This is a genomic window from Burkholderia singularis (assembly GCF_900176645.1).
Lineage (GTDB): Bacteria > Pseudomonadota > Gammaproteobacteria > Burkholderiales > Burkholderiaceae > Burkholderia > Burkholderia singularis.
Window position 1 is genome coordinate 19261 of the sequence record NZ_FXAN01000038.1, and the last position, 15690, is coordinate 34950.

General features: G+C 65.4%; 16 protein-coding genes and 1 pseudogene. 14 read left to right on the forward strand and 3 right to left on the reverse strand.

Annotated features, from left to right (window positions below; all coding sequences use genetic code 11):
* The first annotated feature begins 29 nt into the window (after positions 1 to 29).
* From dapF to hslU, 9 genes and pseudogenes are all read left to right on the forward strand, one after another.
* Positions 30 to 899, forward strand: a complete 870-nt coding sequence (dapF, locus tag BSIN_RS05580) for a diaminopimelate epimerase (protein WP_089339812.1) — start codon at positions 30 to 32, stop codon at positions 897 to 899.
* Between the two features lie 33 nt (positions 900 to 932).
* Positions 933 to 1658: a DUF484 family protein gene (locus BSIN_RS05585; protein WP_089339769.1), complete on the forward strand. Its 726-nt coding sequence runs from the start codon at positions 933 to 935 to the stop codon at positions 1656 to 1658.
* Between the two features lie 34 nt (positions 1659 to 1692).
* Positions 1693 to 2613 (forward strand): tyrosine recombinase XerC, encoded by a 921-nt coding sequence (gene xerC / locus BSIN_RS05590; protein ID WP_059517268.1) that lies wholly within the window; start codon positions 1693 to 1695, stop codon positions 2611 to 2613.
* A gap of 66 nt (positions 2614 to 2679) precedes the next feature.
* Entirely contained in the window at positions 2680 to 4023 is a 1344-nt protein-coding gene (locus tag BSIN_RS05595; protein WP_089339813.1) for a class I SAM-dependent rRNA methyltransferase, read from the forward strand.
* Positions 4024 to 4185: 162 nt separating this feature from the next.
* Entirely contained in the window at positions 4186 to 5259 is a 1074-nt protein-coding gene (locus BSIN_RS05600; RefSeq protein WP_059517266.1) for a CobW family GTP-binding protein, read from the forward strand.
* A gap of 12 nt (positions 5260 to 5271) precedes the next feature.
* A pseudogene (locus BSIN_RS26730) lies at positions 5272 to 5593 on the forward strand (hypothetical protein).
* 53 nt (positions 5594 to 5646) lie between these two features.
* Positions 5647 to 6063: an RNA polymerase-binding protein DksA gene (dksA, locus tag BSIN_RS05610; RefSeq protein ID WP_006024133.1), complete on the forward strand. Its 417-nt coding sequence runs from the start codon at positions 5647 to 5649 to the stop codon at positions 6061 to 6063.
* A gap of 305 nt (positions 6064 to 6368) precedes the next feature.
* Complete coding sequence (hslV, locus tag BSIN_RS05615; RefSeq protein WP_059517264.1) at positions 6369 to 6905, forward strand: ATP-dependent protease subunit HslV; 537 nt, start codon at positions 6369 to 6371, stop codon at positions 6903 to 6905.
* Positions 6906 to 6914: 9 nt separating this feature from the next.
* On the forward strand, positions 6915 to 8258 hold the full coding sequence (gene hslU / locus BSIN_RS05620; protein ID WP_059517262.1) for an ATP-dependent protease ATPase subunit HslU: 1344 nt from the start codon (positions 6915 to 6917) through the stop codon (positions 8256 to 8258).
* 335 nt (positions 8259 to 8593) lie between these two features.
* Here the strand turns inward: hslU and BSIN_RS05625 are convergent, their stop codons facing one another.
* The 3 genes from BSIN_RS05625 to BSIN_RS05635 form a co-directional block, all read right to left on the reverse strand.
* Positions 8594 to 9136: a response regulator transcription factor gene (locus BSIN_RS05625; RefSeq protein ID WP_059517258.1), complete on the reverse strand. Its 543-nt coding sequence runs from the start codon at positions 9134 to 9136 to the stop codon at positions 8594 to 8596.
* 84 nt (positions 9137 to 9220) lie between these two features.
* A complete protein-coding gene (locus BSIN_RS05630) occupies positions 9221 to 10561 on the reverse strand; it encodes an ATP-binding protein (protein ID WP_089339770.1) in 1341 nt (446 codons plus the stop codon).
* Positions 10562 to 10581: 20 nt separating this feature from the next.
* On the reverse strand, positions 10582 to 10815 hold the full coding sequence (locus BSIN_RS05635) for a cysteine-rich CWC family protein (RefSeq protein WP_059517253.1): 234 nt from the start codon (positions 10813 to 10815) through the stop codon (positions 10582 to 10584).
* A gap of 363 nt (positions 10816 to 11178) precedes the next feature.
* Between BSIN_RS05635 and argB the strand changes: the two genes are divergently transcribed.
* The 5 genes from argB to metW all read left to right on the forward strand — a co-directional run bounded on the left by argB (position 11179) and on the right by metW (position 15669).
* Entirely contained in the window at positions 11179 to 12078 is a 900-nt protein-coding gene (argB, locus tag BSIN_RS05640) for an acetylglutamate kinase (RefSeq protein ID WP_059517251.1), read from the forward strand.
* Positions 12075 to 12896 (forward strand): HAD-IA family hydrolase, encoded by an 822-nt coding sequence (locus BSIN_RS05645; protein WP_369828142.1) that lies wholly within the window; start codon positions 12075 to 12077, stop codon positions 12894 to 12896. The genes argB and BSIN_RS05645 overlap by 4 nt, the downstream gene beginning before the upstream one ends.
* On the forward strand, positions 12863 to 13561 hold the full coding sequence (slmA, locus tag BSIN_RS05650; RefSeq protein ID WP_089339771.1) for a nucleoid occlusion factor SlmA: 699 nt from the start codon (positions 12863 to 12865) through the stop codon (positions 13559 to 13561). The genes BSIN_RS05645 and slmA overlap by 34 nt, the downstream gene beginning before the upstream one ends.
* 351 nt (positions 13562 to 13912) lie before the next feature.
* Complete coding sequence (metX, locus tag BSIN_RS05655; RefSeq protein ID WP_089339772.1) at positions 13913 to 15058, forward strand: homoserine O-succinyltransferase MetX; 1146 nt, start codon at positions 13913 to 13915, stop codon at positions 15056 to 15058.
* On the forward strand, positions 15055 to 15669 hold the full coding sequence (gene metW / locus BSIN_RS05660) for a methionine biosynthesis protein MetW (protein ID WP_059517245.1): 615 nt from the start codon (positions 15055 to 15057) through the stop codon (positions 15667 to 15669). Before metX ends, metW begins: the two co-directional genes overlap by 4 nt.
* Positions 15670 to 15690 lie beyond the last annotated feature (21 nt).

Consider the following 15690-nt stretch of genomic DNA (forward strand, 5'->3'; position numbering starts at 1 on the left):
CGCCGCATACGCCGCATACAATAGCGTCCATGAAACTCTCGTTCACCAAAATGCACGGCGCGGGCAACGACTTCGTCGTGCTCGACGGCTACACCCGCGCGCTGCCGCCGCTCACGGGCGCTCAGGTGCGCGCGCTCGCCGACCGCCATTTCGGGATCGGCGCCGATCAGCTCCTGCTCGTCGAACGGCCGAGCGTCGACGGTGCCGATTTCAAGTACCGGATCTTCAATTGCGACGGCGGTGAAGTCGAGCATTGCGGCAACGGCGCACGCTGCTTCGTGAAATTCGTCCGCGATCGCGGGCTCAGCAGCCAGACGAGCGTGCGCGTCGAGGTCAAGCACGGCGTGATCACGCTGACCATGCTGGACAGCGGCGAGGTCGTCGTCGACATGGGCACGCCGGCGTTCGAACCCGCGCGCGTGCCGTTCGACGCGCATGGCCTCGAAGGCCGCCGCGACGGCGCCGACACGCTGTGGCCGCTCGACGTGAACGGCGCGACCCGCTGGATCTCGGTCGTGTCGATGGGCAATCCGCACGCGGTGCAGATCGTCGACGACGTGCAAGCGTATCCGGTGGACATCGAAGGGCCGGCGATCGAGCGTCATCCGCGCTTCGCGCAGCGCGTGAACGCAGGTTTCATGCAGATCGTGTCGCGCAGCGAGGTGCGGCTGCGCGTCTATGAACGCGGCGCGGGCGAGACGCTCGCTTGCGGCACGGGCGCATGCGCGGCGGTCGCAGCGGGCATCCGGCGCGGCGTGCTCGATTCGCCGGTCGTGGTCCACACGCACGGCGGCACGCTGACAATCTCGTGGGACGGCGCGCGCGACGAAGCCGCGCCGCTCGCGATGGCCGGCCCCGCGACCACCGTCTTTGAAGGCGTGATCGAGCTGCCCGCCTGACTTTTATCTGCTGAACCTCTGCCCAAGAAGCCCATGAACGATCGCGAAGTCGCCGACTACCTGCTCGCCAACCCCGAATTCTTCACGCGGCACGCGGAACTGCTCGCGACGATCAAGCTCGCGAATCCGCACGGCAAGGCCGCGGTGTCGCTGCAGGAGCGGCAGATGGAAATGCTGCGCGACAAGAACAAGCATCTCGAGCGGCGTCTGGCCGAGCTGGTGCGCTATGGCCACGAGAACGACGGGCTTGCCGCGAAGTTCAACCGCTGGACCGCGCGCGTGATCGCCGAACGCGACCCGTATGCGCTGCCGCGCGCGATCGCGGCCGGCCTCGCCGACGTGTTCGACGTGCCGCAAACGGCGCTCAGACTTTGGGATGTCGCCGATACCTACGCGCAGGCGGATTTCGCGCGCAATGTCGGCGAGGAGGTGCGGCTTTTCACCAACAGCCTTGCAACCCCCTATTGCGGCGCCAATACCGGCTTCGAAGCCGCGCAGTGGCTCGCGCCCGTCGCGGCGGCCGCGGCGCCCGCCGACGGCGGCAGCGGAAATGCGGCAGCGGCCGGCGCGGCCGAATCGATCGCGCTGATCGCGCTGCGTGCGCCCTCGGCCGACGACACCGGAGACGCGGGCGCGTTCGGGCTGCTCGTGCTCGGCTCGCCGGACCCGCGCCGCTTTCACGACGGCATGGGCACCGATTTCCTCACGCAAATCGGCACGCTCGCGAGCGCGGCGCTCACGCGCCTGCTGCCGCATTGACGGCCGCGCCCGCAACCGCGCGCCACGCACGACGATGACCGACGATCCGATCGCCGCATACCTGTCGAACCTGCGGCACGTCAGACAGTTGTCGGATCACACGCTGCGTGCGTACACGCACGAACTCGACGAACTGAGGAAGCTCGCGAACGGCCGGCCGCTCGCGAGCCTGAGCGCCGTCGACATGCGCGGCGCCGTGGCCCGTGCGCACGCGGGCGGGCTGTCCGCGCGCTCGATCTCGCACCGGCTGTCGGCGTGGCGCGCGTTCTACCGCTGGTTCGCGCAGCGCGTAGAAATGCCTGCGAACCCGGTCGCGACGGTACGCGCGCCCAAGCGCGGTAAGACGCTGCCCAAGGCGCTGTCCGTCGACGATACGGCCACGCTGATGGATGCGCCGGTGTCCGGCACGCCGGAGAGCGTGCGCGACCATGCGATCCTCGAGCTGTTCTATTCGTCCGGCCTGCGGCTGGCCGAGTTGATCGGCCTGGATGTCGCCTACGTGAACGAAGGCGGCCACCGGTCCGACGGCTGGCTCGATCTCGCCGAGGCGGAAGTCACGGTGCGCGGCAAAGGCGGCAAGGAGCGCAAGGTGCCTGTCGGGCGCAAGGCGATCGACGCGCTGAACGCATGGCTCGCGGTGCGCGGCGAGTTCGTCAAGCACGATCCGCACCCGCTTTTTTTGTCGGTGCGCGGCAACCGGATGTCGCCGGGCGTCGTGCGCGAGCGCGTGAAGCGCGCGGCGCTCGCTGCCGGCATTCCGGCAAACGTGCATCCGCACGTGCTGCGCCATTCGTTCGCGACGCACGTGCTGCAATCGAGCGGCGACCTGCGCGCGGTGCAGGAACTGCTTGGCCACGCGAGCATTTCGGCGACGCAGGTGTATACGTCGCTCGATTTTCAGCATCTCGCGAAGATTTACGATAGCGCGCATCCGCGGGCGAAAAAACGCGATTGATACGCGCCGCGCCTGGTTTTCCGAATTCCTTTGCGCCGCGTTCAGCGCGGCCTTTTCGATTCCGACATGCATACCGTTACGCTCAAGCCGTCGAAGGACAAATCCCTGCTGCGCCGCCATCCGTGGGTCTATGCGAACGCGATCGAACGCGTCGACGGCAAGCCGGCGGCGGGCGCGACGGTCGTCGTGCGCGCGCATGACGGCCGCTTTCTCGCGCGCGCCGCGTACAGCCCGCACTCGCAGATCCGGCTGCGCGTGTGGAGTTTCGACGAAGCCGAACCGATCGACCACGCGTTCTTCAAGCGCCGCGTGCAGCGCGCGATCGCGCATCGGCGCGCGTTCGTCTCGGATACCGGCGCGGTGCGGCTCGTATTCGGCGAGGCGGACGGGCTGCCCGGGCTGATCGTCGACTATTACGTCGCCCAGCACGCCTTCGTGGACGCCGCTGCGGCGCCCGCCTCGTCGAAAGACCCGGCAAAGCCGGCTGTGCCGGAACACACGGCGGCCAGCCACGAAGCCGAACACGGCGCCCACCCGGCGCTGCCCGCCCATGCGGACGCGCCGGCAGCCGGCGCACCGCGTGGCCAGCTCGTCTGCCAATTCATGGCGGCGGGCGTCGAAGCGTGGAAGGACGCGATCGTCGCGGCGCTCGTTGCAGCGACCGGCTGCCCGAACGTCTACGAGCGCTCGGACGTATCGATCCGCGAAAAGGAAGGGCTCGCGCAGACAACCGGCGTACTCGCCGGCGACGCGCCGCCCGATACGCTGATCACGACCGAGAACGGCGTGCGCTATCACGTCGACGTTCGCCACGGCCACAAAACGGGCTTTTACGTCGACCAGCGCGACAACCGCGCGCTCGTTGCGCAATACGCGCGCGAGCGCGATGTGCTGAATTGCTTCTGCTATACCGGCGGTTTCTCGCTTGCCGCGCTCGCGGGCGGCGCGAAGCGGGTGGTATCGATCGACTCGTCGGGCGACGCGCTCGCGCTCGCGCAACGCAACGTGACGGCGAACGGGTTTGACGCCGCGCGCGCCGAATGGCTCGACGCCGACGCGTTCAAGACGCTGCGCCGCCTGGCGGACGACGGCGAGCGCTTCGACCTGATCGTGCTCGACCCGCCGAAATTCGCGCCGTCGCGCGAGCACGTCGAGCGGGCCGCGCGCGCGTACAAGGACATCAACCTGAGCGGCTTCAAGCTGCTGCGCCCGGGCGGCCTGCTGTTCACCTACTCGTGCTCCGGCGCGATCGACATGGATCTGTTCCAGAAAATCGTCGCCGGAGCGGCCGCCGACGCGCGCGTCGACGCGCGGATCCTGAAGCGCCTCGGCGCGGGCGTCGACCATCCGCTCCTCAGCGCCTTCCCCGAAGGCGAGTATCTGAAAGGGCTGCTGTTGCAAATCGCGTGAGCGCCACGATCTGTGCGGTCTGCGCAGCGCGCCCCCGCCGCCCGAACGGATAGGCGGCAGGGGCTTGACAGGTATGTTTCAATAAAGAGTTGGCACCCAGGCGCGCATCGCGCGCCGCCCCTCCCAGTTTCGACCCCGTTTCACGAACCACAGGCGACTGACATGGCCATTCCCGTCACCATCCTCACCGGCTTTCTCGGCAGCGGCAAAACGACCCTGCTCAAGCGCATCCTGAACGAGCAGCACGGCATGAAGATCGCCGTGATCGAAAACGAGTTCGGCGAAGAAAACATCGACAACGAGATTCTCGTGCAGGATTCGAACGAGCAGATCATCCAGATGAGCAACGGCTGCATCTGCTGCACGATCCGCGGCGACCTGGCCCGCGCGCTCGCCGATCTGTCCGCCAAGAAACGCGACGGCAAGCTCGATTTCGAGCGCGTCGTGATCGAAACCACCGGGCTTGCAAACCCCGGCCCCGTCGCGCAGACGTTCTTCATCGACAGCGAGATCGCCGACGATTTCCTGCTCGACGCGATCATCACGCTCGTCGACGCAAAGCATGCCGGCGCGCAGCTCGACGAGCACGAGGTCGTCCAGCGCCAAGTGGGCTTCGCCGACCGCCTGTTCATCACGAAATCGGATCTCGTCGACGATGCGACGCTCGCGGCGCTCAAGCACCGGCTGCTGCACATGAACCCGAAAGCGACGGTCAAGATGGTGAACTTCGGCGACGCCGACATCAAGGAGATCTTCGATCTGCGCGGCTTCAACCTGAACGCGAAGCTCGAAATCGACCCGGATTTCCTCGCGGAGGACGATCACGACCATGCGCACGATCATGACCACGATCACGCGCATTGCGACCACGATCACGGCCACTGCGAGCACGATCACGGCCATGGTCATGGCCATCACCACCACCACGCGCATCACGACGACAAGATCAAGTCGTTCGTCTACCGCAGCGACCGTCCGTTCGATCCGAACAAGCTCGAGGATTTCCTCGGCGGCATCCTGCAGATCTATGGCGAGCGGATGCTGCGCTACAAGGGCGTGCTCTATATGAAGGGCGTCGACCGCAAGGTGGTGTTCCAGGGCGTGCATCAGATGATGGGCAGCGATCTCGCGGCGAAGTGGCTGCCGGCCGAGAAGAAAACCAACAAAATGGTGTTCATCGGCATCGATCTGCCGCGCGATCTGATCACCGACGGGTTGGACGCCTGCCTCGCGTAAAACGCGCGTGCTTTGCGCGCGGCGCACGTGAGCCGGGCCGCGCGCTCGTCATCGCTTTTTCTCGATTTGCGGGTTATATTTTCAGGATGCCGCTTGACCGGCGGGGGATCGACCCGATACAGCAGTGGCTTGCGATTCAGTTACAATACTCGCCCGCTCGGGGCCACGGAGCAAACGATCGATCCTGGGGCCCGCCAGCGCGGCGCGGTTCACCTGCTGGTCAATGCGCAATCCGGCGCACGGGGGAATCCTGAACAAGAGGCGCGCCGGTATCCGGAGGCTTTCGGCCCCGCCGCAGCGAATGGCAAAGAATTGCAAGGGCTGTTGCGGGTAATCCCAAAGTGCGGGCAATATCTATCGTTCGCCGCACATTGAAGAAGCAAGCAGATGACGAAGAAACTCTTGACCGAAGCCGAAATCCTGAAGATGAGCGACAAGGATTATATGAATGAGGACCAGCTCGCCTTCTTCAAAAATCGGCTCGAACAATTGCAGGCAGAAATTCTCCGCAACGCGGGCCAGACGACCGAGAATCTGCGCGAAACGGTAATCGTGCCGGATCCTGCCGATCGCGCGACGATCGAGGAAGAGCACGCGCTCGAATTGCGTACACGCGACCGCGAGCGCAAGCTTCTCAAGAAGGTCCAGCAGTCGCTCGCCCGGATCGAATCGGGCGAATACGGCTGGTGTGAGGAAACGGGCGAGCCGATTGGCATTCCGCGTCTGCTCGCGCGCCCCACGGCCACGCTTTCGCTCGAGGCGCAGGAGCGTCGCGAGTTGCGGCAGAAACTGTTCGGCGACTGACCCCCGCTGCGGCGCAGGCTTGCCTTGCGCCCCCCAACACGCTTTACAGCAAAGCGCGCGGCCTGCCGCGCGCTTTTGTTTTCCCGACACGCGTCCGCGTGCCCGCCTTTTTGGCGGCTTTTCCCCATACTTTTTCGCCGCTCGGCGCGGCTCGTTCGCGTCCCGCCCTTGATATTGCGGCGCCTGCCCTAAGATGGGAGAGCAATGCGCGGTGAACCGGCCCGCGGGGCTGGTGCTTGCCGCGCGTCGCACCAAGCGGCGGCGCTGGGCGCCCCGCCTCCCCCGGCCTTTCTGAAGGAATACAGATGGAGCAATTTCACGGCACGACGATCGTTTCCGTGCGGCGCGGCGGCAAAGTTGCGCTCGGCGGCGACGGCCAGGTGACGCTCGGCAATATCGTGATGAAGGGCGGTGCGCGCAAAGTGCGCCGTATCTATAACGACCAGGTGCTCGTCGGTTTCGCGGGCGGCACCGCCGACGCGTTCTCGCTCCTCGACCGTTTCGAGGCGAAGCTCGAAAAGCATCAGGGCAACCTGACCCGTGCGGCCGTCGAGCTTGCGAAGGACTGGCGCACCGACCGGATGCTGCGCCGGCTCGAAGCGATGCTGATCACGGCCGACGCGAACACGACGCTCGTCATCACCGGCAACGGTGACGTGCTCGATCCCGAAGAGGGAATCTGCGCGATCGGCTCGGGCGGCGCCTATGCGCAAGCGGCCGCGCGCGCGCTCGTGGAGAACACCGATCTATCTCCGCGCGAGATCGTCGAAAAAGCGCTCGAAATCGCGGGCGACATGTGCATCTATACGAACCACAATCGCGTCATCGAGACCATCGAGTAAGGAGAAGCTGTGAGCACCATGACCCCTGCCGAGATCGTTTCGGAACTCGACAAGCACATCATCGGGCAAAACAAGGCGAAGCGGGCTGTCGCGGTCGCACTGCGCAATCGCTGGCGCCGCCAGCAAGTAGCCGAGCCGTTGCGCCAGGAAATCACGCCGAAGAACATTCTGATGATCGGGCCAACGGGCGTCGGCAAAACCGAGATTGCGCGCCGCCTCGCCAAGCTCGCCGACGCGCCGTTCATCAAGATCGAAGCGACCAAGTTCACCGAAGTCGGCTACGTCGGCCGCGACGTCGATAGCATCGTGCGCGACCTGATCGAGATCTCGGTCAAGCAGACCCGCGAACTCGAGATGCGCAAGGTGCGCTCGAAGGCGCAGGATCAGGCCGAGGACCGGATTCTCGACGTGCTGCTGCCGCAGCCGCGCGCGGTGGGCTTCGGCGCGAGCGCCGAGCACGCGAACGACGACAACAACGCGACCCGCCAGACGTTTCGCAAACGCCTGCGCGAAGGGCAGCTCGACGACAAGGAAATCGAACTCGACATCGAGCAGCCGACGCTCGGCATGGACATCATGGCGCCGCCGGGAATGGAAGAGATGACCGAGCAGATCCGCTCGATGTTCTCGAACCTCGGCGGCGGCAAGAAGACGCGCCGCAAGTTGAAGATCAAGGAAGCGCTGAAGCTGCTGATCGACGAAGAAGCGGCGAAGATGCTCAACGATGAGGAAGTGAAGACGAAGGCGGTGCAGAACGTCGAGCAGAACGGCATCGTATTTCTCGACGAGATCGACAAGATCACGTCGCGCAACCACGAAGGCGGTGGCGGCGAGGTTTCGCGGCAGGGCGTGCAGCGCGATCTGCTGCCGCTCGTCGAAGGCACGACGATCAACACGAAGTACGGGATGGTGAAGACCGATCACATCCTGTTCATCGCGAGCGGCGCGTTCCATCTCGCCAAGCCGAGCGACCTGATTCCCGAACTGCAAGGGCGTTTTCCGATCCGCGTCGAGCTGGATTCGCTGTCCGTGAAGGACTTCGAAGCGATTCTGGTCGCGACCGATGCAAGCCTCGTCAAGCAGTATCAGGCGCTGCTCGCCACCGAGGACGTGCAGCTCGAATTCGCCGATGACGGCATCCGGCGGCTTGCCGAGATCGCCTGCGCGGTTAACGAGAAAACCGAGAATATCGGCGCGCGGCGCCTTTATACGGTGATTGAGAAGTTGCTCGAGGAAGTGTCTTTCTCGGCCGGCAATCACGCCGGTCAGCAAGTGACGATCGATGCGGCTTATGTCGATCGCGCGCTCGGAGAGGTATCGAAGAACGAGGATCTGTCGCGCTACGTGTTGTGACGGCATGACGATCGCGGCAGCCGGCAACGCCGCGCATCAATGAAAAACGGGCAGTCCCGCCAAGGGCTGCCCGTTTTTCATTGATGCGCGCTTCGCCGAGACGCATCTCGGGGTTCGCTCGTCGCCCGAAATCGCCCATCGGATGAGCCGCCACCGAGCCGGTTATGCATCGGCGGCGGCGTTCGAGGCGGCTCGATCGCGCTGCCTCGAAAATATCCGCAATCCGTTCGTCAGCGCCTGCCAGGCGGACCGCTGCGATCGCCGCGCCCGCCAAGCGAAACATCACCGCGTCCGCCGAGCGAAACGCCAGCCACGCCGACGCGGCCGGCAGCCGCTCACTGCCGCACCGGCTTTTTCGCGAGCTTGCGTTGCAGCGTGCGCCGATGCATGTTGAGCGCACGCGCGGTCGCCGAAATGTTGTTGCCGTTCTCCGCGAGCACGCGCTGAATGTGCTCCCATTCGAGCCGATCGACCGATAGCACGACCGGATTCTCGATCGCCTCCTCGGCTTGCAGTTCGCTCGCGTTCGTCTGCAGCGCGGCGAGAATCGATTCGACGTTCGCGGGCTTCGCAAGATAATTATCCGCGCCGTCCTTCACCGCCTGCACCGCGGTTGCGATGCTCGCGTAGCCCGTCAGCACGAGAATCCGCGCGTCCGGCTGCAAATCGCACAACGGGGCGATCAAGCTCAGTCCCGAATCGTCACCGAGATGCAGATCGACGGTGATGAATTGGAATTTCTCCGCGCTGGCGAGCTTGAGCGCATCGTCCTTGCCGTGCGCCTGCCGCACCGTGTAGCCGCGGCGCTCGAGGCCGCGCGCGAGCGTGCCGGCGAATACTTCGTTATCGTCGATCACGAGAAAATTCTTGTCGCTCATTGACATTGCTCCATCTTTCCACCGGTTTGCGTTCATCATTCGGCCCGCACGCCAGGCGGCCCGCGCCATTGGGCTCGTGCGTGCTCAAGCTGCATCCGTGCCCAAGCTGCCGCCGCTCTCGCGCTCGACGGGCACGCGCAGGATCGCCCGCGTGCCGCGCCCGGAGGCGGCCTCCGCCGAACGCCCCGGCGTCGCGCCCGCCGCACGCGGCTTCGCATCGGCAAGTTCGATCGAGCCGCCCAGGCGCGCCGCGGCGCTAAACGCAAGGTACAGGCCGACGCCATGACCGCCTTGCGTGCTGTCGACCGGCATCGAGCCGAGCGCATCGCGCAGCGCGGCCGGAATGCCTGCGCCGTTGTCGCACACCTCGAATACGATTTCGTCGCGCGCGCCGTCGTGCACGGTCGCCGCCGCCAGCGTAACGCGATCGCGGCTCGCGCGGGCGGCATTGTCGAGCAGGATAGTCAGGATCTGGCCAACCGCGACCGTGTCGTCGAGCACGACGCCGCGCGGCTGCGGCCCGAGCTGCTCGAACCTCACGTGCGGATGGCGCAGCCGCCAATGCTCGACGAACGTGCCGAGCCACGCGGCAACCGACTGGCGGTTCGGCCGCTCGGATGCTCGGCTGCGCAGCCGAGCGAGCGCCGACGTGCACTGCGACATCTGCTCTTCGAGCACCTTCAGATCGGCGTCGTAGCGCGCAAGACCGGGATCGGTGCGGGCGGCCTCGCGCAATTCCTCGGTCAGCATCGCGATCGTCGACAGCGGCGTGCCCATCTCATGCGCGACGGTCGCCGCCTGCACGCCGAGCGCGACCGCCCGCTCGTCGTGCAAGAGTGCCTGCTGCGCCTCGCCGAGCGCCGCGTCACGTTGCCGCAGCGCGCTCGACATGCGCGCGACGAACCATGCGATGAGCCCGACGCTCACCATGAAGTTCACCCACATGCCCGCGCGAAAGTAGTCGAACAGATTTGCCGGATTGTCCAGATTGAGCGGCACCGAATCGAAGCCGAGCGCCAGATAGCATGCGACCGCGAACGCGGCGAGCCAGATCATCAAATGCCAGGGCAGCACCGCGGCCGCGATCGCGAGCGACGGCAAATACAGCGACACGAAAGGATTGGTGGTCCCGCCCGACAGGAACAACAGCGCCGACAACGCACCCAAGTCGACCCAGAGCTGGCCGAGCAGTTCGAAATTGGTCTCTGGGCGCGCACGCAATACGCGCACCCAGGTCAGCGCATTGAAGACGATCTCCAGCGCGATCACCATCAGCATCGCGGGAAGCGGCAGATGCACGCCGAAATAAGTCTGAACGACGGCAATCGTGACGAGTTGACCGATGATTGCGAGATTGCGCAGCCAGAACAGATGGCTCAGGTTGACGCGGCCGCTGGCGGTGGTGGTCGTGATTCTTCGTTGCATCCGCGCAGTGTAACCGCCGCTCAGCCTTCGCGTGTTGCGCCAACGCCCGACGACACGCGCGGCGCGAGCCGATCGGCAAGGCATTGCGGGCATAGACAGCGCCCGCCCGTCGCGGGCTGAGCGCCGGGCGGCAGCGCCGGCATCGACGCGCACCAGCAGGCAAACGGCTGCATGCGCGCGCCGCAGTCGAACGCGCTGCCGCAGTGCGGGCAGCGCTTGCTGACAAGATCGGATGAAGCGGCTGGCTTGGTCATCGCTAAACGGGCATCGGTCGGTCAGGCAAAAAGTGGAATAAAAAAACACGGCGAGACGCCGGCAAAATCAGCGGCAAACGCGGCGGCGGCCGGCCACGCCGAACGCCGGATACGCTCCGCCCGATGCCGCCGCCGGACCGCGTAAGCGCCACGTCATTCCCAAGCATAAGCGCCGCACACGGAAAATGCATGTGCGCCGCCTCGAAAAAACCGTTCGCGCACCGTTATCCACGCCCTCCGGCCACACGCGGGCCACCTCGGCCGAACGGCCAAAAACCGCATGTTGCACTGCGACATTCCTGTACAATTCGGCCTGTTTCGACTGCCTGCCGTTTCAACCGCTTCGCACCCAGAGTCGCCGCCATGTCCGATCCCCTCGATCTGTCGCAGATCTCGCCCACGCTGAAAGCCGAAATCCTCGCCGAAGCCCTGCCGTACATCCGCCGCTATCACGGCAAAACCGTGGTCATCAAATACGGCGGCAACGCCATGACGGAAGAGCGGCTCAAACAAGGCTTCGCGCGCGATGTGATCCTGCTGAAGCTCGTCGGCATCAATCCCGTCATCGTGCACGGCGGCGGCCCGCAAATCGACCATGCGCTGCGCAAGATCGGCAAGCAGGGCACGTTCATCCAAGGCATGCGCGTGACCGACGAGGAGACGATGGAAGTCGTCGAATGGGTGCTCGGCGGCGAGGTGCAGCAGGACATCGTGATGCTGATCAATCACTTCGGCGGCCACGCGGTCGGCCTGACGGGCAAGGACGGCGGCCTGATCCACGCGCGCAAGCTGCTGATGCCGGATCGCGACAACCCCGGTCAATACGTCGACATCGGCCAGGTCGGCGAAGTCGAGGCGATCAATCCGGCCGTCGTGAAGGCGCTGCAGGACGACGCGTTCATCCCCGTGATCTCGCCGATCGGCTTCGACGAGGAAGGCCTGTCGTACAACATCAACGCCGATCTCGTCGCGGGCAAGCTCGCGACCGTGCTGAACGCCGAGAAGCTCGTGATGATGACGAACATCCCCGGCGTCATGGACAAGCAGGGCAAGCTGCTCACCGATCTGTCCGCGCGCGAGATCGACGCGCTCTTCGAAGACGGCACGATCTCGGGCGGGATGCTGCCGAAGATCTCGTCAGCGCTCGACGCGGCGAAGAGCGGCGTGAAATCGGTCCATATCGTCGACGGCCGGATCGAGCATTCGGTGCTGCTCGAAATCCTGACGGAACAGCCGTTCGGCACGATGATCCGCTCGCATTGAACGCGCGCCGCAAGCCTGCTCACGACACGCCGCTGCCGGCCGGCGGCCTACAGGCTGCCGGCCGGCAGCGGCCGTCCGAGCGTCGCTCGCGACGCATCCGGCCGCTCGCGGGCGGCCCGGTGTGGCTGTTCGATCTCGACAACACGCTGCACCATGCGACGCACGCGATCTTCCCGGCGATCAACCGGGCGATGACGCAATATCTGGTCGACGCGCTGCAAATCGAGCATGCGCGCGCCGACCATCTGCGCAAGCATTACACGCACCGCTACGGCGCGGTGCTGATCGGCCTGGCCCGCCACCATCCGATCGATCTGACCGATTTTTTGCAAGCCGTCCACACGTTCGCCGATCTGCCGGCGATGGTGCGCGCCGAGCGCGGGCTCGCCCGGCTCGTCGCCGGGCTGCCCGGCCGCAAGATCGTGCTGACGAACGCACCCGAAACCTATGCGCGCGACGTGCTGCGCGAGCTGCGCATCGAACGGCTGTTCGAGCGCGTGATCGCGATCGAGCAAATGCGCGATCGCCGTGGCTGGCGCGCGAAACCGGACGCGGCCATGCTGCGCCGCGCGCTGCGCGACGCGCGCGCGCGCCTGTCGGACGCCATCCTCGTCGAGGACACGCGCGGCCACCTGAAACGCTACAAGCGGCTCGGCATCGGCACGGTCTGGATCACCGGACATCTGCCCGGGCACTTACCGCGCCACGGCCGGCCGCACTATATCGACCGTCGCATTGGTTCGCTAAAATCGCTGAGACTGGGCTCTCGATCGGGGCGACAAAAATGCAGCCGACTCACCCGCAAGATCCGGCAGTAACCGCAACGGCCGACGGCGAACACCCCGCGGCTTACCGCCCGCGCGCACGTCCGAAGCCGGGCGAGCGCCGCATCCATATCCTGCAGACGCTCGCGTCGATGCTCGAAGCGCCGAAGCGCGAAAAAATCACGACCGCCGCGCTCGCCGCACGCCTCGACGTCTCGGAGGCCGCGCTTTACCGCCATTTCTCGAGCAAGGCGCAGATGTTCGAAGCGCTGATCGCCTTCATCGAGGAAACATTCTTCGGGCTCATCAACCAGATCGCCGCGAACGAGCCGAACGGCGTGCTGCAGGCGCGCTCGATCGCGCTGATGCTGCTCAATTTCGCGGCGAAAAACCCCGGAATGACGCGCGTGCTGACGGGCGAGGCGCTCATCGGCGAGGACGAGCGCCTCGCCGAACGGATCGACCAAATGCTCGAGCGCATCGAGGCATCGGTCAAGCAAACCCTGCGCGTCGCGCTCGCCGAAGCCCGCACCGGCAGCGCCGCTCCCGCCACACACGCCGGCCATGCGTTGCCGCTGCCCGACGGCTACGACCCGGCGCTGCGTGCGAGCCTGCTGATCAGTTACGTGCTCGGCCGCTGGCATCGCTATGCGAAAAGCGGTTTCACGAAGGCGCCCGCCGAGCATGCCGACGCGCAATTGCAGCTCATTTTGCAGTAGCGGCAACGTGCGCGGCGGTGCACGCGCGTCACGCCTTTGTCATCCGGCAAATCCGGTCGCGCGGCGCCGAAGCGCGCAACGGGCCGGCAGCGGCACGCACGCCAGGCGCTCAGCCGAGCATTGCCGCCGCCTTTTTCCGTTATACTTGCGCGACTTGTCGTCGCCGCGCTTCTTGCAGCGACGCCCGGAAAGCGCGCCGATTTGCTGACTCGATTGCGGGCGCGCGAACCGGCAGAGGCTTTGCCTCCCGCCAGTTCACTATAAATGCGGCTAAAGAGGTCGTCAGCCGCGCTCCCTAGCCTCTCGCGCATGCCGGACACCGTTTAGCCGCCCAGTCATCAGGCGCAAAGAATGGAATCGATCGGCATCGTCACGCCACAAACCCTGCATTTCGCCGAACCGCTGCGCTTGCAAAGCGGCAACGTGCTCGGCAACTATCAGCTCGTGGTCGAAACCTACGGCACGCTCAATGCCGCACGCTCGAACGCGGTGCTCGTCTGCCATGCGCTCAACGCGTCGCACCATGTCGCGGGCGCCTACGCGGACGATCCGCGCAACATCGGCTGGTGGGACAACATGGTCGGGCCGGGCAAGCCGCTCGACACGAACCGCTTCTTCGTGATCGGCGTGAACAATCTCGGCTCGTGCTTCGGCTCCACTGGCCCGATGAGCATCGATCCGGCAACGGGCGCGCCATACGGCGCGCGCTTTCCGGTCGTCACGGTCGAGGACTGGGTGCATGCGCAAGCGCGCGTCGCCGATGCGTTCGGCATCGAACGCTTCGCCGCGGTGATGGGCGGCAGCCTCGGCGGCATGCAGGCGCTCGCGTGGAGCCTGCTGTATCCGGAGCGCGTCGCGCACTGCATCGATATCGCGTCGACGCCGAAGCTGTCCGCGCAGAACATCGCGTTCAACGAAGTCGCGCGCTCGTCGATCCTGTCGGACCCCGATTTCCACGGCGGCGATTACTACGCGCACGGCGTGAAGCCGAAGCGCGGCCTGCGCGTCGCGCGGATGATCGGCCACATCACCTATCTGTCCGACGACGACATGGCCGAAAAATTCGGCCGCGCGCTGCGCCGCGCGGACGGCGCGCTCGATGCGTACAACTTCAATTTCGACGTCGAGTTCGAGGTGGAATCGTACCTGCGCTATCAGGGCGACAAATTCGCCGACTACTTCGATGCAAATACGTATCTGCTGATCACGCGCGCGCTCGATTACTTCGATCCGGCCAAGGCGTTCGGCGGCGATCTGACTGCGGCGCTCGCACATACGACGGCGAAATATCTCGTCGTCAGCTTCACGACCGACTGGCGCTTCGCACCCGAGCGCTCGCGCGAAATCGTCAAGGCGCTGCTCGACAACCGCCGGCAGGTGTCCTACGCGGAGATCGACGCGCCGCACGGTCACGACGCGTTCCTGCTCGACGACGCGCGCTATCACAACCTGATGCGCGCCTATTACGAACGCATTGCCGACGAGGTGGGCGCATGAATCAACAAGCATTGAATACGCTGTCCGCGCGGCCGGACTTTCGCACGATCGCGCGCTGGGTCGAGCCGCGCGCGAGCGTGCTCGATCTCGGCTGCGGCGACGGATCGCTGCTGTCGCTGCTGACCGAGGAGCTGGAGGTGTCGGGCTACGGCGTCGAAATCAACGACGCGGGCGTGCTGGCGTCGATGAAAAACGGCATCAACGTGATCCAGCAGAACCTCGAGGATGGGCTGCGTCTGTTCGGAGACCATAGTTTCGATTTCGCGATCCTGTCGCAGACGCTGCAAACGATCCATCAAACGGCCGCGATCCTGCGCGAAACGGCGCGGGTCGGGCGCGAATGCATCGTGTCGTTTCCGAACTTCGGCTATTGGGCGCACCGGCTGTCGGTGTTGCGCGGACGCATGCCGGTGTCGAAATCGCTGCCTTATCAATGGCATAACACGCCGAACGTGCGGGTGCTCACCATCAAGGATTTCGAAGCGCTCGCGCCGGAGGTCGGCGTCGAGATTCTCGATCGCGCGGTGCTGCACGAAGGGCAGCCGATTCGGTGGGGAGTGAACTGGCGTGGTAGTCTTGCAGTCTACCGCGTCAAGCGGATACAACCCTAGTTCGACCATCTTTGTAGCTCG

Bases quoted from the DNA above. Each gene is read 5' to 3' on its own strand.
- dapF (WP_089339812.1), top strand. From the start codon at position 30: ATGAAACTCTCGTTCACCAAAATGCACGGCGCGGGCAACGACTTCGTC.
- BSIN_RS05585 (WP_089339769.1), top strand. From the start codon at position 933: ATGAACGATCGCGAAGTCGCCGACTACCTGCTCGCCAACCCCGAATTC.
- xerC (WP_059517268.1), top strand. From the start codon at position 1,693: ATGACCGACGATCCGATCGCCGCATACCTGTCGAACCTGCGGCACGTC.
- BSIN_RS05595 (WP_089339813.1), top strand. From the start codon at position 2,680: ATGCATACCGTTACGCTCAAGCCGTCGAAGGACAAATCCCTGCTGCGC.
- BSIN_RS05600 (WP_059517266.1), top strand. From the start codon at position 4,186: ATGGCCATTCCCGTCACCATCCTCACCGGCTTTCTCGGCAGCGGCAAA.
- dksA (WP_006024133.1), top strand. From the start codon at position 5,647: ATGACGAAGAAACTCTTGACCGAAGCCGAAATCCTGAAGATGAGCGAC.
- hslV (WP_059517264.1), top strand. From the start codon at position 6,369: ATGGAGCAATTTCACGGCACGACGATCGTTTCCGTGCGGCGCGGCGGC.
- BSIN_RS05625 (WP_059517258.1), bottom strand. From the start codon at position 9,136: ATGAGCGACAAGAATTTTCTCGTGATCGACGATAACGAAGTATTCGCC.
- BSIN_RS05630 (WP_089339770.1), bottom strand. From the start codon at position 10,561: ATGCAACGAAGAATCACGACCACCACCGCCAGCGGCCGCGTCAACCTG.
- BSIN_RS05635 (WP_059517253.1), bottom strand. From the start codon at position 10,815: ATGACCAAGCCAGCCGCTTCATCCGATCTTGTCAGCAAGCGCTGCCCG.
- argB (WP_059517251.1), top strand. From the start codon at position 11,179: ATGTCCGATCCCCTCGATCTGTCGCAGATCTCGCCCACGCTGAAAGCC.
- slmA (WP_089339771.1), top strand. From the start codon at position 12,863: ATGCAGCCGACTCACCCGCAAGATCCGGCAGTAACCGCAACGGCCGAC.
- metX (WP_089339772.1), top strand. From the start codon at position 13,913: ATGGAATCGATCGGCATCGTCACGCCACAAACCCTGCATTTCGCCGAA.
- metW (WP_059517245.1), top strand. From the start codon at position 15,055: ATGAATCAACAAGCATTGAATACGCTGTCCGCGCGGCCGGACTTTCGC.